Raw genomic sequence first — 24250 nt, 5'->3', positions numbered from 1 at the left:
TAACTTAGTTATTATGAAATTAAACCTGCTCATCCTTTTTACCTTCATCAGCACTATATCCTTAGCCCAAACTGATAAAAAGCTTGCCCAACAGCTACAAGATGTTATCAGCGGCTTTCACGGGCAGGCGGGCATTTATGTGCAAAACCTTAAAACCGGTAAAACCGCCGCCATTAACGCCGATACGCTATTTCCCACAGCCAGCATGATCAAGGTGAGCATCCAGTGCGGGTTGATGGATAAGATAGAAAAAGGCGAGATGCAGTATAATCAAAAGCTGGTTTACCGTGATTCGTTACTGTACCCCGGCGAAGATATTCTGGGCTCGTTTAAAGATAAAGATACCATACAACTCAGCAAGGTAGCCATGCTCATGATCACCATGAGCGATAACACCGCCAGCATCTGGCTGCAAAAACTGGTAGGCGGCGATTATATCAACAATTGGCTGCAACAAAACGGCTTTAAGGTAATGCGGGTTAACTCGCGCGTGCCCGGTCGTGAGAGCATAAGAAGCAGATATGGCTGGGGCGTAAGTACACCTTATGAAATGTGCCGCCTGTTTACCATGATCAGACAGGGTAAGGCCGTGAGCGAAGCCGCCAGCGAACGCATGTACCGCAATATGATACGCATTTACTGGGACGATAAGGCACTATCGGAGATACCTCCTTATGTGCAGGCCATATCCAAACAAGGAGCTGTTAATGAGTCGAAATCTGAAACGGTACTGGTGAACGCCCCGCACGGCGATTATGTATTCTCGGTCATCACCAATCACAATGCAGATCAGCGCTGGGTGCCTGATAACGAAGCCTCCTTGCTCATCAAAAAAGTATCAGCGCTGTTATGGCATTATTTTGAACCTCAAAGCACCTGGAAACCCGCCCAAGGAATGGACAGGTACATGAAAAACGAATAGGCGTGATTAACTACCATATACTTTGCGTATATTTGTATATTCAACAGGCCGGTTACCTTTTAAAAGGTAACCGGCCTGTTTAGTTATCGGAGCAAAACATATCCGAAAACCGTTAATTTTTGATTTACTATATTGAATATCAGCTTTTTAAAGTTTTAAAACCGATTAAAAATGCATCAAAAAGTATTAAAATAGATGATTTAACTCATTTTTTCAGCCATTTTTCAGCAAAAAGCACCAATTTTAAAGCGATTTTGTATTAAAAAGCAGCTTTAAAAAGTTTTATTGAAAGCCACCTTATAAATACTTTAGCTCTTCATCTTTTTCAGCAAAGCTTCAACCACTTTCGGAAAATGATGATGCTCCAGTTGCTGACCTTTGAATTTCACCATCTCCAGGTTATCGCCCGGTTCAATCTTAAATTTTGATTGGTGGATGATCTCGCCTTCGTCAAACTGCTCGTTCACGAAGTGTATGGTGATACCGCTTTCTTCTTCACCGGCTTCCAGAATGGCTTTGTGCACATGATCGCCATACATGCCCTTACCGCCGTATTTAGGCAGCAACGCAGGATGAAGGTTAATGATCTTATTCGGGAAGGCTTTTAGAAGCGAGGCTGGCACCAACCATAAAAAACCAGCTAACACAATAAGGTCAACCTGTAGGTTTTTTAGCAGACGGATCACATCTTCGGTTTCAAAAAATTCATGCCGGGTAAATATGTGCGAAGGCACCTCAAAGTTATCGGCCCGTTGTAAAACATAAGCCTGTGGATTGTTAGTGAGTATCAGCACTATCTCGGCATCGGCATTGCGTTTAAAATGCTCCATCAATTTTTGGGCGTTTGACCCCGATCCTGAAGCAAAAATGGCAATTCTTTTTTTCATTAAAATTTGTTGCTTTTCAAAGGTGATGATGTTTTCATGAGCAATTTATTATTGGTTTGATGTGTGCCCACGATGTTTATTATAACAAACCATTTTTATAATATTCCAAATATAAAACTTTTACCTATTGAGTAGTTATCGCCTTTTGCCTGATAAAACCATATCTCACAATCCTGCGCCGCGAGGTTGGCGAATAATTAGGCTGCACATTTCCGGTTTGTAATACCATTGAATAGGTACCCAGGGTAACTATCTGCGCATTTGAAAACGGTACTGTATCTCGTAGTGCACCTTTCCCGCCAGGCACGGTATCCTTACAAACCATATCTGATGCAAAATAAAGCTTGTTTGCGGCAAGCGTCCAGCTACCGGTTGTAGTTTGCCCCTGGCAGGCAAAGTTGGTATAGGTACAGGTATTATTGGCGTTAAAAGTAAAAGTTTGTGTCAACGTACAGCTGTCATTCAATGTATCAAGTGATATTCGCTGATCGCCTACATAGTTGCTTACCTGTAAGCTTGCCAGTTGCCAGGTACCACTCACTAAAAGGTGAGGGATATTACTGTTATCCTCCTTTTTGCATGAATTGCTTAACAGGTTTATGACAACCAAACCTAAAACAAGGATTAACGGGATTTTATTTTTCATGTAAATCACTGCGGCAAAAGTAAAGATTCCCCGTCTATTAGCAGATAACAGGGACGTAATAATAACTGTTATAAGGTAAAAATATTTTAGCTGCATGATGCACATTATTTAATCTCTCCTGGAAATTTGAAACCGAGAGGCATAATTTTTTACATTTGAATTTAACTCATACTTCCCATGCGTATACCATTTGATCAACTACAGGCTGAGTTTAAACGGGTACTAATCGGCTTAAACTTCAGCGCGGATAAAGCCGAAAAATGCGCCACTATTTTTGCCAGCAACAGCCTTGATGGTGTATATACGCACGGACTTAACCGCTTCCCGGTTTTTGTACAGCATGTAAAGGATGGCCTGGTTAAGCCCGATGCCGAACCCGTACGCGAAGCAGGCATGGGTGCAATTGAACAATGGAATGGCAACTATGGCCCCGGAATGCTTAATGCCGGCACCTGCATGGCCCAGGCTATACAACTGGCCCATGATAATGGTATAGGTTGTGTAGCCATTAAAAATACTAACCATTGGATGCGCGGTGGTACCTACGGCTGGCAAGCCGCTGAGGCGGGCTACATAGGCATTTGCTTTACAAATACCATTGCCAATTTGCCACCCTGGGGCGGCCTTGATCCGCGATTGGGTAATAATCCGCTGGTGATTGCAGTACCACGCAAAAACGGACATGTGGTTTTGGATATGGCCATATCACAATACGCGGTTGGTAAACTATACCAGTATCAGGCAAAAAATGAGGCTTTACCCCTACCCGGTGGTTATGATAGCGAAGGGAAGTTAAGTACGGATGCCACCGCCATATTACAATCGCAGCGGCTGTTGCCTGTTGGCTTTTGGAAAGGTTCGGGGCTTTCCTTGATACTTGATCTGCTGGCTACGGTTTTAAGCGGCGGAAATTCGACGGCTAAGGTTACGGCTACCGGCAAAGAGGCTGGTATATCGCAGGTGTTTATATGTATCAAACCCCAAAGTGATGAACATACCGCTTCATTAATTGAAGAGATCATTACTTATACAAAAACGAGTACTCCTGAACAGGATGGCGGAACAATTTCTTATCCCGGCGAAAACACCTTATTAACCCGGCAACGCAATCTGAAAGAAGGCGTTTTGGTTGATGAGAAGATCTGGAACACCGTACTCGGGCTATAAAAGTAAGGGCGGCCTATAAATGCCGCCCTTACGGACAATGACCTATTTTACTATTAATTCATGATCATCCCGTTAGGGTCTATAACAAATTTTTTGGCGGCTCCTTTATCAAAATCCTTATAGCCATTTGGTGCATCCTGCAGTTTGATCACCTGTACATTAACCGCTTTGGCTATCTGTACTTTATCATACAAAATAGCATTCATCAACTGGCGGTGGTATTTCATAACCGGGCACTGGCCGGTATAAAACGAATGTGATTTTGCCCAGCCCAAACCAATACGGATAGACAGATTACCTTGCTGAGCAGCTTTATCCGCAGCACCCGGATCACCGGTTACGTATAAGCCCGGAATACCGATGGCACCGCCAGCACGGGTAATTTCCATAGCTGAGTTCAATACTGTTGCGGCTTGTTCTTTATCTGAGTCGACACCGTGGCCTTTGGCCTCAAAGCCTACACAGTCAACAAAGTTATCAACCTCGGGCACACCAACTATGGCAGCTATCTGATCTGGCAATGGTGTTTCCTGTGATAGGTCGACTGTTTCGCAGCCAAAACTGCGGGCTTGCTCCAAACGTTCCTTATTCATATCGCCAACAATAACTACAGCTGCACCCAACAACTGGCATGATGCCGCGCAAGCCAAACCAACCGGGCCCGCACCGGCTACATAAACTATGGAGCCAGGGCCAACACCCGCAGTAACCGCGCCATGAAAACCGGTAGGGAATATATCTGATAGCAGGGTGAGGTCTTTGATCTTTTCCATCGCCCTATCTTTATCCGGAAATTTAAGGAGGTTAAAATCAGCATAGGGCACCATTACGTATTCAGCCTGGCCGCCTACCCATCCGCCCATATCTACGTAGCCATAAGCAGCTCCGGGACGGGCAGGGTTCACGTTAAGGCAAATTCCTGTCTGCCCAGCCTTACAATTACGGCAACGGCCGCAAGCTATGTTAAAAGGCACCGAAACCAGGTCGCCCTCATGTATAAATTCCACATCGCGACCGGCTTCAATCACTATACCGGTTATCTCGTGCCCAAGCACCAGACCTGCGGGAGCGGTGGTACGGCCGCGCACCATATGCTGATCGCTGCCGCAAATATTGGTGGCCACTATTTTAAGTATAACACCATGATGGCATTGCCTGTTGCCAATGGCCAGTTTTGGATAATCTATTTCGCGTACTTCAACCTCACCGGGTTTGATGTATGCAACACCGTGGTTTTGACACATAATATTTTCAATTTAAAGGATTAAAAAAATCAGGGAGTTAAAATTACAGCACTGCGGCACCGGCCGCTGCCACATCATGATCCTGCTCAACCGAGCCGCCTGATACACCGATAGCACCTATAATTTTTCCGCTGCCGTCTTTTAATAATACTCCACCAGGGAAGCTTATTAAGCCCCCATTTGAAACTTCGATATTATATAGCGGCCCGCCGGGTTGCGATAGCTTACCTATTTCGCCGGTGTTCATATCAAAAAAACGCGCGGTTTTAGCCTTTTTAATAGCTATATCAACAGAACCCAACCATGCATTATCCATCCGGTGGAAGGATACCAGATTGGCTCCCTCATCAACAATGGCGATGTTCATGGGTACGCCAATCTGTTTTGCTTTTGATTTTGCAGCTTCAGACAGTTTTTCAGCCTGATCTAATGTAATGCTCATAAAATTTTGTTTTAGGTAAAATAATTGATTAAAGGTAGCGTCCAATATATACAGCGTTGTTGAACGATAATGCCATAAAACAACACAATAGTGCTTTATTGTTGTTGCTATTGAACCAGTTATAAAATTTATGAACCAGCAGCACATTTTAATTCCCTTTGGCACGGGTAGCAATGATCATACTGCCGAAACTCTTGTTGAACACCGCAAATTGTATAACCTGGAATATTGCGAGGTTAATATTTTTGAAACCAATGAGCAGTGTGGTAATCTGGATCTGAGGTATAACGGACTGGTGATATCAAGTATGCTGCGTGGCAAAAAGACCGTAGGGATGCTCAATCAATCGAGGTTCGATTTTTTACCCGGCGAAACCCTGATATTGCCAGAGGGAATGCCCATTAATGTTGATTTTCCGGATGTAGATAAAAAGCATCCGGTACAATGCGCCACCCTGGTTATTGACTGGAATAAGGTGACCAAAACGCTGGAGTTTTTAAATAACACCTACCCGGGCGAAAATGGCGAGGAACGCTGGAACCTCAACTTTACACAATATCATTTTCATAATAACCGGGAGCTTACCGGGCTTATACATAAGCTTATTGCCATAAGCATGGAAGATAATGTGAATAAAGACGTACTGGCCGATATTACTTTGACAGAGCTATTGATACGTACCATACAGGCACAAAAATCGCAGTTGAGCAATAATGTAAAAGTAGATACAAGCCGTTTTGCAGCGGTTGTTAATTATATCCGCACGCATTTAACCGAACAAATAAATATCAACTCGCTGTGCAATGAAGCATGTATGAGTAAAACAAACTTCTTCCGCACATTTAAAGAGGCTTTTGGTTTATCGCCGGTGGAATTTATCATCCGCGAGCGGATAGGACTGGCCAAAATGTTGTTAAAAAATCCGGCTATCAATATTTCTGAAGTTTGTTTTCAATCCGGCTTTAATAACCTCAATTATTTTATCAGGCTATTTAAACGATCGGAAGGGATAACGCCGGGTCTGTATTTAAAAAGACTTAGTTTGGTGATGTAAGAATATAGTGATTGGAGACGGAATTGCACCAACGCAAAAGAGAAATCTTTATAGGTATAAGTTTTGCCACTACTGAGGTACGAAGCAATCGCAAACTGTGCAAAGTCCATATTACCCTGTACAGTATGCGATTGCCATGTTGCACTCGGCATTAGTGATGCTTATACCACCATATTCACAATACGGCCTTTTACTACAATAACCTTTTTAGGGGCCTTGCCGTCAAGATAGCGTTGTACATCGGCGTTGGCCAGTACAAAAGCTTCAATATCTTTAATATCCAGACTTAAGGATATACTTAGGTTCATTTTTGTTTTACCGTTGATAGATATCGGGTAAGCAAACTCATCCTCTACCAGGTACGCGCTGTTAAATTTAGGGAACGGCGCGTATGATAATGTCCCTGCCGGATTACCTAACAAAGTCCACAACTCTTCGCAAATGTGTGGAGCGTATGGTGAAAGTACGATCACCAGGTCCTGCAAAATGGCACGGTTATTACACTTCAGGTCGGTAAGTTCATTAACAGCTATCATGAAGCTGGAAACCGAGGTATTGAACGAGAAACGCTCAATATCTTCTTCCACCTTGCGGATGATCTTGTGTAATGATTTCAACTCGGCTTTTGAGGGTTCGGTATTGCTTACACCAAACTCCCAGGCATCATTATGGAATAAACGCCAGAATTTACGTAGGAATTTGAATACCCCTTCAATGCCATTGGTATTCCAGGGTTTGCTTTGCTCTAACGGGCCCAGGAACATCTCATACATGCGCAGCGTATCGGCGCCAAAACGGCCAATAATGTCATCCGGGTTCACCACATTGAACTTAGATTTTGACATTTTTTCGACCTCAACACCGCAAATGTATTTACCACCTTCCAGTATAAATTCAGCTGTCTCAAATTCGGAGCGGAATTTCTTGAATTTTTCGATGTTCAGTACCTCATTCTCCACTATGTTAACATCTACATGCAATGGTGATGTTTTGTATTCCTTGATCAATCCATGAGATACAAAAGTGTTGGTGCCGCGGCCTTCTTCGTCAATTAAACGATATACAAAGTTGCTGCGTCCCTGAATCATGCCTTGGTTGATGAGTTTTTTGAACGGCTCTTCCTCAACTACTTTATCGATATCCTTTAAAAACTTATTCCAGAAACGGCTGTATAACAGGTGACCGGTAGCATGCTCGCTGCCGCCAATGTACAAGTCAACATCTTTCCAATACTCAATAGCCTCTTTTGATGCAAATTCCTGATCGTTATGCGCATCCATATAGCGGTACCAGTACCAGCTACTGCCTGCCCAGCCCGGCATAGTGCTTAATTCATAAGCGTAGCCGGCTTCGTCTTGATTCTTGTCTCCTGATTCCTGGCTCTTGTAGCTCCACCCTTCAGCCCGACCCAATGGTGGCTCACCTGTTTCGGTTGGCAGGTATTTATCAACCTCTGGCAATAATAATGGTAAATGGCTTTCTTCAATTAAGTGTGGCAAACCGTCTTTAAAATAAACTGGCACCGGCTCGCCCCAGTAACGCTGACGGCCAAATATGGCATCGCGCATGCGGAAATTCACTTTAGCTTTGCCCGCGCCAATACTTTCCAATTTGGCAATAACCGCGGCAGTTCCGGCTTTATAATCAAGGCCATTCATAAAGTCGGAATTGATGTACGTTCCTTCTTTGGTTGGGTCGGCTTCTGTTTCAATATTTTGTATATCGATAATAGGTACTATCGGCAGGTTAAAATGCTTAGCAAACAAATAATCGCGCTGATCGCCTGATGGTACGGCCATTACTGCACCGGTACCATAACCGGCTAATACATAATCGGCAATCCAGATCGGTATCTTCTCGCCATTCAATGGATTTAATACATAGCTTCCGGTGAAAGCGCCAGATACAGTTTTGGCATCAGCCATCCTGTCCAGTTCCGATTTCTTTTTGGTTGCTGTAATGTAAGCCTCAATATCAGCCTTTTGCTCAGGCGTAGTTAAGGCGGCCACCAACTCATGCTCAGGCGCTATCACCAAAAAGGTAACCCCAAAAATGGTATCAACACGGGTGGTGAAAACCTCAATATAGTTGTGAAGTGCGTGGTGTGAAGTGTGGGATGCGGAGCCATTTAGCGCTCCTTGATCCTCATTCTTCGCTCCATCTATCGGGAACTTTACACTTGCGCCAGTACTTTTACCTATCCAGTTACGCTGCATTTCTTTTAGTGGTTCGGGCCAGTCTATGGTATCCAAGCCTTGCAGTAATCTCTCAGCGTAAGCGGTAATGCGCATACTCCACTGCATCATTTTCTTTTGCTCCACAGGGTAACCACCGCGCTCGCTAAAGCCGTCTTTTACCTCGTCATTAGCCAATACTGTTCCTAAAGCAGGGCACCAGTTTACAGTACTTTCACGCAGGTAGGTCAGGCGATATTTTAACAGTTCGCTCTGCTGCTCAGGATTTGGCATAGCCTTCCACTCATTAGCAGTAAAACTTAGTACTTCTTCATCGCATACGGCATTGATCCCAGCCGATCCGTTTTGTTCAAAATGAGCTACGAGTTTATCGATTGATTCGGCCTTATCCGCATCCTTATTATACCAGGAGTTAAACAGCTGCATAAATATCCACTGGGTCCATTTATAATAATCGGGCGAGCTGGTACGCACCTCGCGGCTCCAATCAAACGAAAAACCGATCTGATCTAACTGGCGGCGATAGGTAGCAATATTAGCTTCTGTAGTAATGGCAGGGTGTTGCCCGGTTTGAATAGCGTATTGCTCGGCCGGTAAACCAAAGCTATCATAACCCATAGGGTGCAATACGTTAAAACCTTTTAAGCGTTTGTAACGTGCAAAAATATCAGAGGCAATATAACCCAGTGGATGGCCCACATGCAGCCCCGCACCTGAAGGGTACGGAAACATATCCATCACATAATACTTGGGTTTGGCACTTTTATCTTCAGCTTTAAAGGTTCCGTTATCGGCCCAAAACTGCTGCCATTTTTGCTCTATATCTTTAAATTGATAGTCCATTTTATGATTTACACGTGTGAGGATGCGAAATTAAGAAAATCCCTATTAGTTTGGTAGTGAATTGTTTGTTTAGTGGTGTTTAATCACCAACCCTTAAACCAAGATGCCTATAAACAGAAAAACCCGCTTTACAGCGGGTCTTTCCATATATATTTGAGTTTAATCAATATTAATTCTCAGCGTATACCGGTTTAGCGATGCCGTTATCATATGCCTTTAAATTTTTCTTCAATAACTTACGGGCAACGTGAATACGGGTTTTCACCGTACCGATCGGAATATCCAGATGATCGGCTATTTCGTGATATTTGTGACCTTCAAAGTACATGGTAAAAGGTACGTAGTAATCTTCAGGTAATCTGTCAAGGGCTCTTTTAATATCATCCATCACAAACTTTGCCTCGCCTTGGTTTTTTGTTGAACTGAATACCAGGTTTGGTGATGATATTTCATCAGACTTGGTAACAAAAGTGCTCATTTTAACAAAACGGCGATAGTTGTTGATGAATGTATTTTTCATGATGGTATATAACCATCCTTTTAAATTTGTTCCCTCTTTAAACTTATTGTAATAAGTTATGGCCTTCAACATTGTATCCTGGACAAGGTCGTTAGCATCATCTGCGTCATGTGTAAAATGAAGGGCGTAAGACCTTAATGAACTTGCCTGACGTAGTACTAGGGTGTTAAACTCAATCTTTGTCATTTTGTTAAAGTTTTGTACTAAGTGTTAGACAAGCATGGTGCCACTAACCGCTTAGCCAAAAGCATTAAACAATGTGCAAACTTTTACTTCAACAAAAAAGTCAATTGTGTAAATATTACACAATAAAAACAATTAACATACTAAAAAACAGTAAGTTAACTACAAAAAAACATTACAAAGACGAATAATATCAACACCTTAGTGTAACGGGAATGTTATAGAATTAGAACAAAAAACAGGAGAAAGGTTTAATTCAAAATAATTTTTTTAACTTATAATATTTACTTCGCGTTGTAGCATAACGCCAAATTTAGTGTACACACTGTCTATGATTTGCGACGAAAAAGCATACACTTCGGCTCCGGTAGCACCGCCGTGGTTCACTAAAACCAGTGCCTGGTTCTTCCAGGTACCCGTATTTCCGACCACTTTTCCCTTCCAGCCACACTGTTCAATGAGCCATCCGGCAGCTAATTTAACCAGTCCGTCGCCCCCGGGATAATTCACCACATCAGGAAACTGCTCATGCACTTTGTTAAATTCGGCTATACTGATCAACGGGTTTTTAAAGAAACTGCCCGCGTTACCAATAGTTGAAGGGTCGGGCAATTTGGAAACACGGATGTGTGATACAACCTGCGAAACATCTTTTATTGTAGGCGACGTGATACCCCGGTTGGCCAGTTCTTGTTCAATAGCCCCGTATTTGGTATTGATGTTTGGAAGTAACGACAGCTGAAATTTTACTGAGGTGATGATGTACCGGCCTTTAAGTTCATTTTTAAATACACTTTCGCGGTAACCGAACTGGCAATCGTCTTTGTTAAAAGTTTTAATGGTAGATGTAGCTATTTCAAAAGCCCTGCAACTGATAAACACATCTTTCAGTTCCACACCATAAGCACCGATATTTTGAATAGGCGATGCCCCTACCGACCCCGGGATAAGGCTCAGGTTTTCGATACCTGCATAGTCACGCGCAACGCAATAGTTTACCAGATCGTTCCATACCTCGCCACCGCCGGCCTCCACAAAAACATCATTATGACTGATGCGGTGTTCAATACCACGTATGTTCATCCGGATCACCAAGCCTTTAAAATCATTAACCAGCAGCAGATTGCTGCCACCACCTATTACCAGGCGCTCGGTTTGCTGCCATTGCGGGTCGGCAAACAATTCAACCAGCTCGTTTTCGTGGGCAATTTCCACAAAATAACGGGCTGCGGCATCAATACCAAAAGTGTTAAAGTTTTTAAGGGATACGTTTTCCTGTATTTGCAACATACTTTCTGATTTCGGATATGGGATTTTCGATTTCGGACTTATTAGCGGCGAATTTCGGGATTTTATTTTGCAGTGCCGCCCAGCCTTACCAAAAAGAAATGATTTAGGGTAGTTAACCTTTTAGCTTTGATGATAAACGGTAAGGTCATGTTCTCGTTCGGGTAATTATCAAAAGCTTTTATTAATGTAAAAGGCGAACCATTTTGTTGCAATTGATTTTTTTGATCGTCATTAATTAATACCAGCGCCCGGCGATGTTTCGCAGCTTCGGCCAGATCCATAAAAGTAACCGGCTGGTGCGTATAAAACTCAAAGGCGTTGGGTACATTAAAGGCCGCTATCACTTCATCGTCAGGATGATATTGGCTAATATATTCGCCCGCGTGTACATCACCTTTAAAAATAAGCAGGGTTGGATACACCACACTCATGAGGTAAGTATTGGCCCATAGGCCCACACAACAGGTAAATAAAAACAAGGCCTGATGTTTAGTACCTGCATTTTTATAAATATATAAGGTGATGCCTGCCAGTAAAATACAAAGCGGCAAAAACACGATTAACCGCTCGGGCGCGAAAACAAAGTTGAGCGCTACAATGGCTACAATAAGCAAAACACATATGCCGTATTGTGCAATAGTGAAAAACTGATTTCTACTACTGATAATTCCCCTTACCCAAACCGCCGTGATGATGGCAAAAAACGGAAACAGGATATTGGTATAAAAAGGCAATTGAAATTTGGACACCGAAAAAATAAGCAGCATCACCACCGAACCACTGATGGTAATATATTCGGGCAATTTTACTCCCTTTACCATATTGCGGATACGGCCGAACAGCGCATAATAAAACAACAGCATCCAGGGAGCAAAAGCCCACAATAAGGTGTGCAGGAAAAAGAATACGCTGCCGTGCGTATTACGGATAAAACTATTATTGTTGAAACGCCCAAACTGACTATCCCACAAAAACCAATGAATACCCGAGATACCTGTTTTACCGAATACTATCTTTTCGGGATGCAGATCAAACTGTATATATAAGGTGTAAATTTCGGGGAGGGTAAATACAGCTACCAGTATACATGCCAGCAGCCATTTCCAGTGAAACAGGCTTTTAATATCTTTTTTAAACAGATAATCGCCCATAATGGCTGCACCAATGGGAATTAAAAGGTAAATGCCTTTGGTCATTACCGCGCAGCCTGTAAACAGGGAAGCCAGTAATATATCAACAAGGCTAAAGCGCTCCTTTACCTTATAAAAGTGATATACTGCGCCCATAAGCAACCCCATGATGTATGGTTCGGCACGCACATCGGTATTTGACATTACGGAATGCTGTGCGGTAAGCAATATTGAAATAGCTATAAGCGCCGTTTCCAGATCATAAAACCTGCGAGCCAGTTTGTAGGTGTACACTACCGACATCACAAAAAACAATAGGGCGGGTAGCTTATAGGCAACTGTATTTACGCCAAAAAGCTTAAAGCTAATGGCCGCCATCCAGAACGGGAAGTGCGGTTTATCAAGCCAATCTTTACCGTGATAAATAATATCTGTAAAGTTATTGCTCTGTGCCATATTACGGGAAAGTATGCTGTACAGGCTGGGATCATCTGTAAAATACTTAATGCCGACGCCTGCCAAATTTACCAAAATGGCCAAAACCAGCACTATAATATATGGCCTTTTATACGCCGCCGACAAGGAAGATGCTGAACTATTTACCATTGATATTTATAGTACAAAATAAAGCATTATAAAACGCTTTAGAAAATGGGATGGTGGGTAAGTAATATTTGTCATTTCGACCGTAGGGAGAAATCTTATGCGATTTAAATCTGCATGTACAAGATCTCTCCTCGTACCTCGTTCGAGATGACATAGATTTATTTATTCCAGGGCAAATATTTAGGCGATGCCTCCAGTAAAGTTGGCGCTATGTTGTTTAAAGACTCTCCGTTAATCACCCGTTGGTACAGATCAAGGTATCTTTGAGCCATCTTTTTTACTGTAAAATTTTCTACAGCGTAATCATGGCAATGACGGTTGTTAAATGCGTCAATGTTTTTAAGTCCATCAACCAATACCTGGCGGTTATTGCTCAGCAGTCCAACTTCCGGCTTTACCAGTTCCGACAACGAACCATAGGGTGTGCCCAACACCGGGCAGCCAAAATACAAGCTCTCGATAATAGCCAAGCCAAAAGGTTCATGCCATAAAACAGGGAACAACAACGCTTTAGATGTATTGAGCACTACGGATTTTTGTTCATTATCAACCATCCCTTTAAACTTAACGTTCAGGTTAGGCGTAAAACGCAGGCCCATTTTCAGGTTTAGTCGCGTTCCTCCCAATACGATTAGCTTATTGCCGCTTTGGGTAGCTACATCAATAGCACCCTGAACATTTTTAACACGCCAGGCAGCCTTTGCCAAAAAATGGGTATGTGTACGCTTACTTTGCAGGTTGGGTCGCGGGTAATCATCAGGATCAAGACCATGATGTACATAAACCGTTGAGCCATGACGGGCGGCATGATCTGCAGATACAAATACCGAGTTTTTATCTAACTGCTGTCCATAGCCCGGATTGTTATGAACATTAATAAGATATGGCTTTTTAGTAAAATTGCTTACCTGAAAATGAAAATGTACCACATCAATATCATCAGGTACCTGCAGGTTCATATCAACCAGTGGGTCATAAACCAACACCTTTGCAAACGGACAGCTTGAACCTGCGGCCACCAGGTAAGTTACCTCATGCCCCAGGCGGTTAAACTCCTTCCCCAGCCACCAGATCATCCTTTCGGTGCCACCGTATTTTGCGGCAGGTATACGGGTATTATTAACAATAAGTATTTTCATGAAGCCAACGATGTAAACGCCCGAATTTCGGAATTAAAATTGGATTGAGCATTTCCTGATCTTGTTTACTCATTTAAAAACCACAAGCTATTGTAATGATTTTGAACCCTGTTAATTTGCAATCTGATCTTAATGTATTTCAGTTATATTTGTAATATGGATACGCTAAAAATCAATATTCTAAACCCTAAAGCTCTGAAGCTGTTGCAAGATTTGGCAGCATTGGATCTGATAGCTATTCAAGATCAATCAAAAACCGGATTTCAGGATATGCTTAAACGCCTGCGCGATAAAAAATCAGATTTGACTTTGGAAGAAATTACCAAAGAAGTTGAAACTGTACGGTCAAAGCGTTATGCAAAATAGTTCTGTAAGGATTATATTAGATACTAACCTTTGGATAAGCTTTTTAATTAAAAAAGATTTCTCCAAACTTGACCATCTATTATTCGCTGAACATATTAAGATCATATTTAGCCAGGAACTGTTAGAAGAATTTTTAAGTGTAGCCAGGCGACCGAAATTCAGGAAATATTTCTCACCAACTGACCTTGAAGATATTCTGGAAACTATTGAAGAATATGCGGAGTTTGTTGATGTAAAAACTAATATAACAACTTGCCGCGACCAAAAGGATAATTTTTTATTGGCTTTAGCTGCTGATAGTAAAGCGACTTACCTAATAACCGGTGATAGCGATTTGCTGATATTGAAAGCCCAAGGAGAAACATCAATAATAACAATTACAGATTTATTTGATCGCATTTAACAATTCTCTACCTCCTGAACCATTTCCTGCTGGCCACCAACAACCCAAACTCTTCCGACGGACTTTTCTGCATTGATTTATGATGAATTTTATGTGCCCGGCGAATGCCTAACAAATAATGGTTGTTACTTTTAAAAGATTTAAACCGGTTATGTATAAACCAATCGTGAAAAACAAAGTAAATAATGCCGTATATACTGATACCCGTACCTATCCAGAAATAATAATTTAGCTCAATGTGCCCAATCCACATCAGCCACAGAGCCAGTGCAGCAAAGCCTATACTGAACAGGTCGTTAAGCTCAAACCAACCATGATTTTCCTGGTGATGTGTTTTATGAATAAACCACAGCGGCCCATGAAACAGGTATTTATGCATGGCCCACGAAAGCCCCTCCATCATAGCAATGGTAGCTATTGTAATACCTATATTTATTAATGCCTGCATTTAAATTTTTAAACAGATAAATATAACCTAATCATTTAAACTTAGTTTGCGGCTTTTGAAAATCAGGTGTACAACACCGCACATATACCGTTCATTTATGAACACATGAACGCCACCATGAACACACAAACAACTCATTATAAATATTTTAAATAAATGGCACAAACTTTATACGGTTATGCGCATACAATTACCTATCCCATATGATCAAGAACTATTTTAAAATTGCGTGGCGTAGTTTGTGGAAAAACAAAGCTTTTTCTACCATAAACATTGTTGGGCTGGCAGTAGGCATGTGCGGTGCCATACTCATATTCACCTGGATACAGAACGAACTCAGCTTTGACCTGTTTCATGCAAATAAAGACAATCTATATAAGGTGTGGAACGTGAGTGAAAAACAGGCTGATGGTAAAGTTTATACCTGGGATGTATCCTCATCACCGGTTGCACCTTATTTGCAGCAAAATTTCCCCGAGGTAAAAGCTACCGCACGGGTTTACTGGCCAAACGAGCGCCTGTTCAATTTTAAAGAGAAAAGCATTGTTGCTAAAGGTTTGGATGTGGATAAGCAGTTTTTAACGATGTTCAGCTTTCCTATGATCAACGGAAGCAACGCGCACGCCTTGGATGATATTAAAGGTATTGTGTTAACCGAAACCCTTGCCAAAAAGATATTTGGTAATGAGGAAGCTATTAATAAAATAGTTAAAATTAATAATAAGGATAGCTATACGGTTACCGGAGTAGTTGCCGATCCGCCATCCAATACCCGGTTTCAGTTTGATTACCTGATTTCACTGGCGCCAAATATCGGGCTGTTTGCGCCTGACCAATGGAGAAACGCCAGCTATAATACCTATATACAATTAAAACCGGGTACCAGTGCCGAAATCATGAATGCCAAAATGAAAGGCATCATGGTTAAACACGATCCTAATTTACATTTTGATCTCTTTTTGCATCCTGTAAGTAAATGGCATCTGTATTCACGTTTTGAAAATGGCGTAGCAGTTGGTGGAGCTATTGAAACCGTGAGGTTCATGGTTATTATTGCGTTGCTGATATTGCTGACAGCCTGCATTAACTTCATGAACCTGAGTACTGCGCAAAGTGAAAAACGAGGCAGAGAGGTTGGCGTACGCAAAGTTATTGGTGCAAGTCGCTTTGCTATTATTAAACAATTTTTAACTGAGTCAGTACTTATCGCCATCATCTCTGGCATCCTGGCTATGATTTTAGCGCAATTATTGTTACCAACTTTTAATCAACTTTCAGGAACTACCCTGTCCATCAATTACCTCAACATTTACTTTTGGCTAAGCAGTTGCAGTTTTGTACTACTGACCGGCCTTTTGGCAGGTAGTTATCCTGCCTTTTACTTGTCGGCATTTCGTCCGGTAAAAACATTAAAAGGTTTATTTAAGGGCAAAAGTCAGGTTTTATCACCGCGTAAATTGTTGGTGGTTACCCAATTTACTATAGCCATTGTATTAACCGTGGCTACACTCGTCATCTACAATCAAATACAATATGTACAAAACCGTAATGCCGGTTATGTACGCGCTAATTTAATTGAGCACCCTATGAATGGCGCTGTCAATCAAAATTTTGATCTGATAAAAAACGAGCTATTGAGTACAGGCGCAGCAGTATCGGTTAGTAAAACCGGTATGCCCGTAACCTTAGATGCCAGTGCAAGTTCGGGTTTTAATTGGGGTAATATGAGCCCTGATCAACACAATACCACATTCAGCTGTTTTAAAACATCCGGCGACTTTGTAAAAACCTTCGGATTTAAACTTACCGGGGGCCGAGATATTGACATGACCGGATATCCTACCGATTCGGCATCAATAGTTATCAATGAGGCTGCGGTCAAGGTATTTGGCTTTAAAGATGCCGTTGGTCAAACCGTAAAAAACGGCAATCAATTATTCACTGTTGTAGGTGTTATCAAAGATTTCATTATCGGCTCACCTTATCAGCCGGTTAATCCTATGATCATTTTTGGCGCAAATATGGAAAAATATGGCACCCTCACCTTCCGCATTAATGATCACCAGTCTATGTCCAAAAGCTTAAAAATAGCGGAAGGAATATTTAAAAAATATAACCCGGCCTACCCTTTCATGTATAAGTTTGTTGATGAAGAATATGGCGAAAAATTCAAGTCGGAACAGCGCACCGGACAAATCGCGTTTACGTTCGCGACTTTAACCATATTTATATCCTGCCTGGGTTTATTCGGGTTGGCGGCTTATATGGCAGAGAACCGATCAAAAGAAATAGGCATCCGCAAGGTTTTAGGCGCCAGCGTACTCAGCGTAATGCAGCTTTTAACACGTGAATTTATAATACTGGTAATTGTTGCCCTGATTATCGCCACACCTGTTGGCTGGTGGCTTATGAACAAATGGCTACAGGATTACAGCTACCGGATACACATTAGCTGGGTGAGTTTTGCGGCATCGGGCTTAATGGCTATTATCATTGCCGTTGTAACCGTGAGTTTTCAGGCCGGTAAAGTAGCCATGACCAATCCCGTAAAAAGTATCAAATCAGAATAGAAAGGCAAAAGGCGGTTATTCAAAAATAACCGCCTTTTTTATATGAGTTTGGTAAGCAGCTAACTGCAAACTCAAAACTGCAAACTGTCTAAACTTAAATATGTATCGCCCTGTTTTCAGTAGCTGCTAAACAGGCTTCGCGCATAGCTTCAGTATAGGTTGGGTGAGCATGGCTCATGCGGGAAATGTCCTCAGCGCTGGCACGGTATTCCATAGCCACAACAGCTTCGGCAATCATATCCGCGGCACGCGGGCCAATCATGTGTACACCCAAAATCTCATCAGTGGTGGCATCAGCCAATACTTTAACAAAACCATCCAGATCACCGCTTGCACGGGCACGACCACTGGCTTTGAACGGGAACGATCCTGTTTTATATTTTACACCAGCTGCTTTCAACTGCTCTTCGGTCTGGCCAACGGCAGCAACTTCTGGCCAGGTATAAACAACACCCGGTATCAGGTTATAATCAATGTGTGGTTTTTGGCCGGCAATGATCTCGGCAACCAACGTACCCTCATCCTCAGCTTTATGGGCCAGCATAGCGCCTTTAATAACATCGCCAATAGCATAAACACCTTTAACGCTGGTTTCCAGGTGCTCGTTTACAGCAATTTTGCGATCTCGCTCACCAACGGTGATACCAATCTTATCCAAGCCTAAGCCATCAGTATAAGCCACACGACCAACGGCTACCAGGCAGTAATCGCCTGTCATTTCTTTTGGCTCTCCGGTTGGCATTTCACAGGTTACAGTTACTTCTTTACCTTTTACTTTAGCGCCGGTAACTTTATGACCCAAATGAAACTCCATGCCCAGCTTTTTCAATACTTTCTGCAATTCACGGCCAAGGCCCCTATCCATAGTTGGGATAATGCTGTCCATATATTCAATTACAGACACCTTTGAACCTAAACGGGCGTAAACAGAACCCAGCTCTAAACCAATAACGCCACCGCCTATCAATATCAGGTGTTTAGGAATTTCGGTTAGTTTTAATGCTTCGGTTGAAGTGATAACACGTTTTTTATCAATTGGTAAAAAAGGCAGTGCTGATGGTTTTGAACCGGTAGCTACGATCACGTTTTTGCTGGTGATCTCGGTTTCTGTCCCATCATTTTTTTTAACAATGATGGTATTTTTATCTTTAAATGATCCTACGCCAAAATGGGTATCGATCTTATTTTTTTTCATGAGGTAGCTGATACCGCTGGTATTGGCATCAACAACTTCCTGCTTACGTTTGATCATCTGGCCGAAATCAACACTCAGGTTATCCAGATTGATACCATGTGTTTTAAACGCGTGAGCGGCATTATGGTAATGTTCAGATGAGTCAAGTAAAGCTTTTGACGGAATACAGCCTACGTTAAGGCAGGTACCGCCCAGAGTAGCATATTTTTCAACAATCGCGGTTTTTAAACCAAGTTGGGCACAACGTATAGCGGCTACATAGCCACCTGGGCCCGAACCGATAACGATAACATCATATTGCATAGTAGTGTATTTTGTGGTTGGCAAAGTTAATGGTTATTAGGCTATTATTTTATACATTTCTGGTCAAAATTCGCAGTACTTGTTTACCCAGGTTTTAATCAATGCAACCCTGTCTTTGATAAACTTAGGGCCCCAAAACAGGTTCGACCAATCATCAAAATTCTCGTATTGAAAGCCGAGATAAAACACCCAAAAACCAACACCCAGATAAGGTATGGCTTCAATCTCTTCGTCAGATACAGGTCTCACCTCACGATAAGCTTCAATAAAAACTTTGAACATACGGTCGGCTTCTTCATCGGTAAGCTTCCCGGTATATACATGCGCAAAGAAATGCACAAAGAACGACATCAGATCATTGGCCAAATGACCTTGCCCGGCAAAGTCAAAATCAAAAAAGGTTAGCTTATTATCATCACTAAAGTGGAAGTTTTTGGGCAAAAAGTCATACTGGCAATAGCCATAGCTGAATGTACTCAAGTCAAACGAGTTCAGCTTTTCAATAATCTTTGGAGCAATTTCCTGCAGATAAGTATATTCTTCAGGCAGTTCCTCAAACGCCGGTTCAATTATTTTTATGGGCTGAGTAAGCGTAGTATTCACAGTATAAACTTTGCGGGGGTAATTCAATTGAATTACCGACGTAATATTATGCACCGCGGCCATCTCCCGGCCTGTTATTTTCAGCTGCTCGTCATTCATTTCAAGCACAGGCTTACCCTCTGCGTAAGAAAACAATATACCATACCGGGTACCCTCGGCAGCATCAAACTTTTGTATCGGGTTATTAAAAATATCTGTAAGCGGGTAGGCCACGTTTGCACCAGCGTCTTTTAACGTATTCAGCAACTGAACCTCTCCTTTTATCTCCTCCAACGACCGGTGCTTGTCGCGGTAAATTTTAAGAACGTATTTATTGGTCTCGCCGGTTAAAATATAGGTATCACTAACACCCCGTAATAAATATTTACAGTTTAATAGATTTAGGTTATAAGCCGTTTCGCAATAGGATTTTAAAGCAGTGGCAGATAATGTTGAATACTGGGCTGGAAATGTTGACATATTTGAAAAGACTTAGGCAGAACTGTAATTATGGCCAAAAGTAAATAATCCCAACAGCAGTAGCAGAATTTACTTGTTATTTTAGCCACTAAATCAATGGTCTTAAAAGTAAATCCTTTTGAAAGTCACCCCAATGGGGTGACTTTTTGTTTTGAATAAACTGAAAGCTAATTTTACTTCATACAATTCAGTAGATTTAGGCTTTAAATACTGACTGATCTTTAACAAATGAATTATTCCCAATTAATTAAGCGCACCTACAAGATCGCGCTTTTTGCAGCGGTAGTGTGCCTGCCGGCTATTTCCAGGGCTCAGCTCTTGGAAATCAAAGAAAAATACACACATGCCGATACATTGCGCGGAGCCCTTTCGCCACTGCGCATCTGTTATGATATTAACTACTATCACCTTGATGTAAAGTTTAATATCGATCAAAAAGCCATCAGTGGCAGCAATCAATTTAAATTCACCGCCACACAGGATTTTACCAAACTACAGTTTGACCTGTTTGCCAATCTGAATGTGGATAAGGTAGTATATAAAGGCAAAACCCTGCCATACACCCGTGAGGCTAATGCCGTTTTTGTAACCTTCCCGCAAACCATTACTAAAGGTAGTAAAGATGAGTTCACCGTTTATTATTCAGGCAATCCAACTATAGCCAAACACGCCCCTTGGGATGGCGGTGTGGTGTTTAAAAAAGATTCATTAGGCAAGCCCTGGGTGGCCACTGCCTGCGAGGGTGTAGGTGCCAGCATATGGTGGCCCAATAAAGATCACCTGAGCGATGAGGTAGACAGCATGATGATCAGCATTAGCGTACCCAAAGGCTTAAAAGATGTATCAAACGGTCGCCTGCGCAAAGTTACCGACCTAAAGAACAGCTATACACGGTTCGATTGGTTTGTGGCCAACCCTATTAATAATTATGACGTTGCCGCCAACATTGGCGATTATGTACATTTTGGTGATAGCTACATGGGCGAAAAAGGTAAGCTTACAATGGACTATTGGGTGCTGCCCGCCAGTTTGGAAAAAGCTAAAAAACAATTTGCCACCAATGTAAAACCCATGCTTAAAGCCTTTGAACACTGGTTTGGCCCCTATCCTTTTTATGAAGATGGCTACAAACTGGTGGAAACACCACACCTTGGTATGGAGCACCAAAGCGCTACGGCCTATGGCAACCACTTCCTGAACGGTTATTTAGGATACGATATGTCGGGTACGGGCTGGGGTGATAAATGGGATTATATTATTGTGCACGAAAGCGGCCATGAGTGGTTCGGTAATAATATTACCGGGAAAGACCTTGCCGATATGTGGATACACGAAAGCTTCACTTGCTACTCCGAATCGCTGTTTGTTGAGGATAACTGGGGCAAAAAAGCTGGTCAGGAGTACAACAAAGGTTTAAGAAAAGGCATATCAAATGACAGCCCTATTGTTGGTGTGTACAACGTAAATAAAGAAGGCTCGGGCGATATGTACCCTAAAGGCGCGGTGTTATTAAATATGGTACGCACCATTATTAATGATGATGAAAAATGGCGTAACATTCTGCGTGGTTTGGGCAGCACATTTTACCACCAAACAGTGTCGTATGATCAGGTGGTAAATTACATCAACGAAAAATCGGGCAAAAACCTGCTGCCGGTTTTTGATCAGTACCTGCATTATAAAACCCTGCCTACATTGGAGTTTGGAGTTCGGGATGGTAAACTACAGAGCCGCTGGATAGCAGATGCCAAAAACTTTACTATGCCTGTGCTGGTAAGGATTAATGGCGGCGAGTATAAATTTATTATCCCTACTACCCAATTTACCCCAGTTGAATTGGAAGCTGCAACCAAAGAAAATATCGAGGTTGATACTTTGAATTATTACGTAGGCTTACTGAAAGATTAAGTTTTAATAATTGATTATATAACATGTTAAATCGAAGACTACATACATACCTGTTTACCGCTTTACTGGTATGCATTTACATATTACCCGCACAAGCCCAGCTTGGCGCAAAGCGCGAAACCTTTACCCGGGCAGATAGCTTGCGCGGTAGCTTAACACCGCTGCGTACCTGTTACGATATTAACTACTATCACCTGGATGTGAAATTCAATATCGACCAGAAATTTATCAGCGGCAGCAACCTGTTTAAATTTACCGCCACCCAGGATTTCACTAAACTACAGTTTGATCTGTTCGCCAATCTTAAGGTTGATAAGGTAGTGTATAAAGGGCAAGAATTACCTTATACGCGTGAGTTTAACGCGGTGTTTGTCACTTTTCCAAAAGCTATTACCAAGGGCAGTGTTGACGAGTTTACTGTATTTTACTCTGGCAACCCAACCGTAGCCAAACGTGCCCCCTGGGATGGTGGCATTGTATTCACTACCGATTCTTTAGGCAAGCCCTGGGTGGCTACAGCATGCCAGGGCATAGGCGCCAGCATCTGGTGGCCTACTAAAGATCATCAATACGATGAGGTGGATAGCGCGCTCATTAGTATCAGTGTACCTAACGGACTAAAAGATGTATCAAACGGCCGCCTGCGTAAGGTGACCAAGTTAAAGGATGGCTATACCCGGTTTGACTGGTTTGTGGCCAACCCTATTAACAACTATGATATTGAAGCCAATATTGGCGATTACGTTCACTATGATGGCACTTATGCCGGCGAAAAGGGTAAGCTAACAATGGATTTTTGGCCGTTAAGCTATAACATCAACAAAGCTAAAAAGCAATGGGACGAAAACGCACCTAAAATGCTCAAGGCCTTTGAACACTGGTTTGGCCCTTACCCTTTTTATGAGGACGGCTATAAACTGGTAGAAACACCGCACCTTGGCATGGAGCACCAAAGCGGCACAGCCTATGGCAATCACTACAAAAACGGTTACCTGGGCCGTGACCTTTCCGGCACAGGCTGGGGCTTAAAATGGGATTTTATTGTGGTGCATGAAAGCGGACACGAGTGGTTTGGTAACAACATTACCTCCAAAGATGTGGCTGATATGTGGATTCATGAAAGTTTCACAAATTACTCTGAATCCTTGTTTATTGAACAGTACTGGGGCAAGCAGGCCGGGCAGGAGTATGTACACGGTACCCGCATGGCTATCCAAAACGATAGGCCTATTGTTGGCCCTACGGCGTAAACCGCGAAGGCTCCGGCGATATGTATTATAAAGGTGGCAACCTGCTTAACATGGTACGCACCATTATTAATGATGACGAAAAATGGCGTAATATTTTGCGCGGACTGGGCAGCACATTTTATCACCAAACCGTTACTTATGACCAGATAGTGGATTATATTAACCAGCAAAGCGGCCTGAATTTATCGCCCGTATTTGATCAGTATCTGCACTATAAAAACATACCGATACTGGAGTTTGCAACCATTGAAGGCAAAACCTATTGCCGCTGGACAAGTGTTAATAACGATGATTTTAAAATGCCTGTAAGGGTAAAAGTTAAGGGAGGCGATTATAAATTTATTACCCCAACCATCCATTTTGCACCTGTCGATTTGCAGAACGCAACCACCAGCAACATTGAGGTAGATACTTTCAACTACTACATCGGTGTAATGTTCAATTAACTCATAAAATTAACAGGGATTGAATAAGCGA

Annotated in this window: 21 protein-coding genes; 9 read left to right on the top strand and 12 right to left on the bottom strand. The window is 42.3% G+C overall.

Annotation, left to right across the window (positions count from 1 at the left end; genetic code table 11):
- The first annotated feature begins 13 nt into the window (after positions 1-13).
- Positions 14-922: a serine hydrolase gene (locus tag AAGC65_RS02375; protein WP_343110798.1), complete on the top strand. Its 909-nt coding sequence runs from the start codon at positions 14-16 to the stop codon at positions 920-922.
- Between the two features lie 308 nt (positions 923-1230).
- On the opposite strand, the gene purN is transcribed toward AAGC65_RS02375, so the two are convergent.
- Together purN and AAGC65_RS02365 are read right to left on the bottom strand one after the other, a co-directional pair.
- On the bottom strand, positions 1231-1809 hold the full coding sequence (gene purN, locus AAGC65_RS02370; RefSeq protein WP_343110797.1) for a phosphoribosylglycinamide formyltransferase: 579 nt from the start codon (positions 1807-1809) through the stop codon (positions 1231-1233).
- A 124-nt stretch (positions 1810-1933) separates the two neighbouring features.
- Positions 1934-2455, bottom strand: coding sequence for a lipocalin family protein (locus AAGC65_RS02365; RefSeq protein ID WP_343110796.1), 522 nt, complete (start codon positions 2453-2455; stop codon positions 1934-1936).
- A gap of 177 nt (positions 2456-2632) precedes the next feature.
- Between AAGC65_RS02365 and yiaK the strand changes: the two genes are divergently transcribed.
- Positions 2633-3622 carry a 3-dehydro-L-gulonate 2-dehydrogenase gene (gene yiaK / locus AAGC65_RS02360; RefSeq protein ID WP_343110795.1) on the top strand — a complete coding sequence of 330 codons (990 nt, stop codon included), beginning with the start codon at positions 2633-2635 and terminating at the stop codon, positions 3620-3622.
- 53 nt (positions 3623-3675) lie between these two features.
- Here yiaK and fdhA read toward each other — a convergent pair whose 3' ends face one another.
- Both fdhA and AAGC65_RS02350 read right to left on the bottom strand, forming a co-directional pair.
- Positions 3676-4866 carry a formaldehyde dehydrogenase, glutathione-independent gene (gene fdhA / locus AAGC65_RS02355; protein WP_343110794.1) on the bottom strand — a complete coding sequence of 397 codons (1191 nt, stop codon included), beginning with the start codon at positions 4864-4866 and terminating at the stop codon, positions 3676-3678.
- A 43-nt stretch (positions 4867-4909) separates the two neighbouring features.
- Entirely contained in the window at positions 4910-5308 is a 399-nt protein-coding gene (locus AAGC65_RS02350; protein WP_343110793.1) for a heme-binding protein, read from the bottom strand.
- A gap of 130 nt (positions 5309-5438) precedes the next feature.
- Between AAGC65_RS02350 and AAGC65_RS02345 the strand changes: the two genes are divergently transcribed.
- Positions 5439-6362 (top strand): helix-turn-helix domain-containing protein, encoded by a 924-nt coding sequence (locus AAGC65_RS02345; protein WP_343110792.1) that lies wholly within the window; start codon positions 5439-5441, stop codon positions 6360-6362.
- A 161-nt stretch (positions 6363-6523) separates the two neighbouring features.
- On the opposite strand, the gene leuS is transcribed toward AAGC65_RS02345, so the two are convergent.
- The 5 genes from leuS to AAGC65_RS02320 form a co-directional block, all read right to left on the bottom strand.
- Positions 6524-9400 (bottom strand): leucine--tRNA ligase, encoded by a 2877-nt coding sequence (gene leuS, locus AAGC65_RS02340; RefSeq protein ID WP_343110791.1) that lies wholly within the window; start codon positions 9398-9400, stop codon positions 6524-6526.
- Positions 9401-9569: 169 nt separating this feature from the next.
- Positions 9570-10106 carry an RNA polymerase sigma factor gene (locus AAGC65_RS02335; RefSeq protein ID WP_290325261.1) on the bottom strand — a complete coding sequence of 179 codons (537 nt, stop codon included), beginning with the start codon at positions 10104-10106 and terminating at the stop codon, positions 9570-9572.
- A 267-nt stretch (positions 10107-10373) separates the two neighbouring features.
- The gene (murB, locus tag AAGC65_RS02330) at positions 10374-11393 is read right to left on the bottom strand and encodes a UDP-N-acetylmuramate dehydrogenase (RefSeq protein WP_343110790.1); all 1020 of its coding nucleotides are present in this window, start codon (positions 11391-11393) and stop codon (positions 10374-10376) included.
- 62 nt (positions 11394-11455) lie between these two features.
- Positions 11456-13129, bottom strand: a complete 1674-nt coding sequence (locus AAGC65_RS02325; RefSeq protein ID WP_343110789.1) for a glycosyltransferase family 39 protein — start codon at positions 13127-13129, stop codon at positions 11456-11458.
- A 158-nt stretch (positions 13130-13287) separates the two neighbouring features.
- On the bottom strand, positions 13288-14268 hold the full coding sequence (locus AAGC65_RS02320) for a glycosyltransferase (protein WP_343110788.1): 981 nt from the start codon (positions 14266-14268) through the stop codon (positions 13288-13290).
- A gap of 156 nt (positions 14269-14424) precedes the next feature.
- Here AAGC65_RS02320 and AAGC65_RS02315 point away from each other — a divergent pair, with 156 nt between their 5' ends.
- Both AAGC65_RS02315 and AAGC65_RS02310 read left to right on the top strand, forming a co-directional pair.
- Positions 14425-14634: a hypothetical protein gene (locus tag AAGC65_RS02315; RefSeq protein ID WP_343110787.1), complete on the top strand. Its 210-nt coding sequence runs from the start codon at positions 14425-14427 to the stop codon at positions 14632-14634.
- A complete protein-coding gene (locus AAGC65_RS02310) occupies positions 14624-15037 on the top strand; it encodes a putative toxin-antitoxin system toxin component, PIN family (RefSeq protein ID WP_343110786.1) in 414 nt (137 codons plus the stop codon). Before AAGC65_RS02315 ends, AAGC65_RS02310 begins: the two co-directional genes overlap by 11 nt.
- A 7-nt stretch (positions 15038-15044) precedes the next feature.
- On the opposite strand, the gene AAGC65_RS02305 is transcribed toward AAGC65_RS02310, so the two are convergent.
- The gene (locus AAGC65_RS02305) at positions 15045-15485 is read right to left on the bottom strand and encodes a sterol desaturase family protein (RefSeq protein WP_343110785.1); all 441 of its coding nucleotides are present in this window, start codon (positions 15483-15485) and stop codon (positions 15045-15047) included.
- A gap of 203 nt (positions 15486-15688) precedes the next feature.
- Between AAGC65_RS02305 and AAGC65_RS02300 the strand changes: the two genes are divergently transcribed.
- Entirely contained in the window at positions 15689-18055 is a 2367-nt protein-coding gene (locus AAGC65_RS02300; RefSeq protein WP_343110784.1) for an ABC transporter permease, read from the top strand.
- Positions 18056-18149: 94 nt separating this feature from the next.
- Here AAGC65_RS02300 and lpdA read toward each other — a convergent pair whose 3' ends face one another.
- On the bottom strand, positions 18150-19553 hold the full coding sequence (gene lpdA / locus AAGC65_RS02295; RefSeq protein WP_343110831.1) for a dihydrolipoyl dehydrogenase: 1404 nt from the start codon (positions 19551-19553) through the stop codon (positions 18150-18152).
- 63 nt (positions 19554-19616) lie between these two features.
- Entirely contained in the window at positions 19617-20615 is a 999-nt protein-coding gene (locus AAGC65_RS02290) for a phosphotransferase (RefSeq protein ID WP_343110783.1), read from the bottom strand.
- Between the two features lie 228 nt (positions 20616-20843).
- Between AAGC65_RS02290 and AAGC65_RS02285 the strand changes: the two genes are divergently transcribed.
- From AAGC65_RS02285 to AAGC65_RS02275, 3 genes are read left to right on the top strand one after another with little or no spacing between them, the layout of a single operon-like run.
- Positions 20844-22523, top strand: a complete 1680-nt coding sequence (locus AAGC65_RS02285; RefSeq protein WP_343110782.1) for a M1 family metallopeptidase — start codon at positions 20844-20846, stop codon at positions 22521-22523.
- A gap of 23 nt (positions 22524-22546) precedes the next feature.
- Positions 22547-23773: a M1 family metallopeptidase gene (locus AAGC65_RS02280; RefSeq protein WP_343110781.1), complete on the top strand. Its 1227-nt coding sequence runs from the start codon at positions 22547-22549 to the stop codon at positions 23771-23773.
- Positions 23774-23793: 20 nt separating this feature from the next.
- Positions 23794-24219, top strand: coding sequence for a hypothetical protein (locus AAGC65_RS02275; protein WP_343110780.1), 426 nt, complete (start codon positions 23794-23796; stop codon positions 24217-24219).
- Positions 24220-24250 lie beyond the last annotated feature (31 nt).

This window comes from Mucilaginibacter sp. (assembly GCF_039207105.1).
GTDB lineage: Bacteria > Bacteroidota > Bacteroidia > Sphingobacteriales > Sphingobacteriaceae > Mucilaginibacter.
This window is presented reverse-complemented; position numbering and strand designations above follow the sequence as displayed.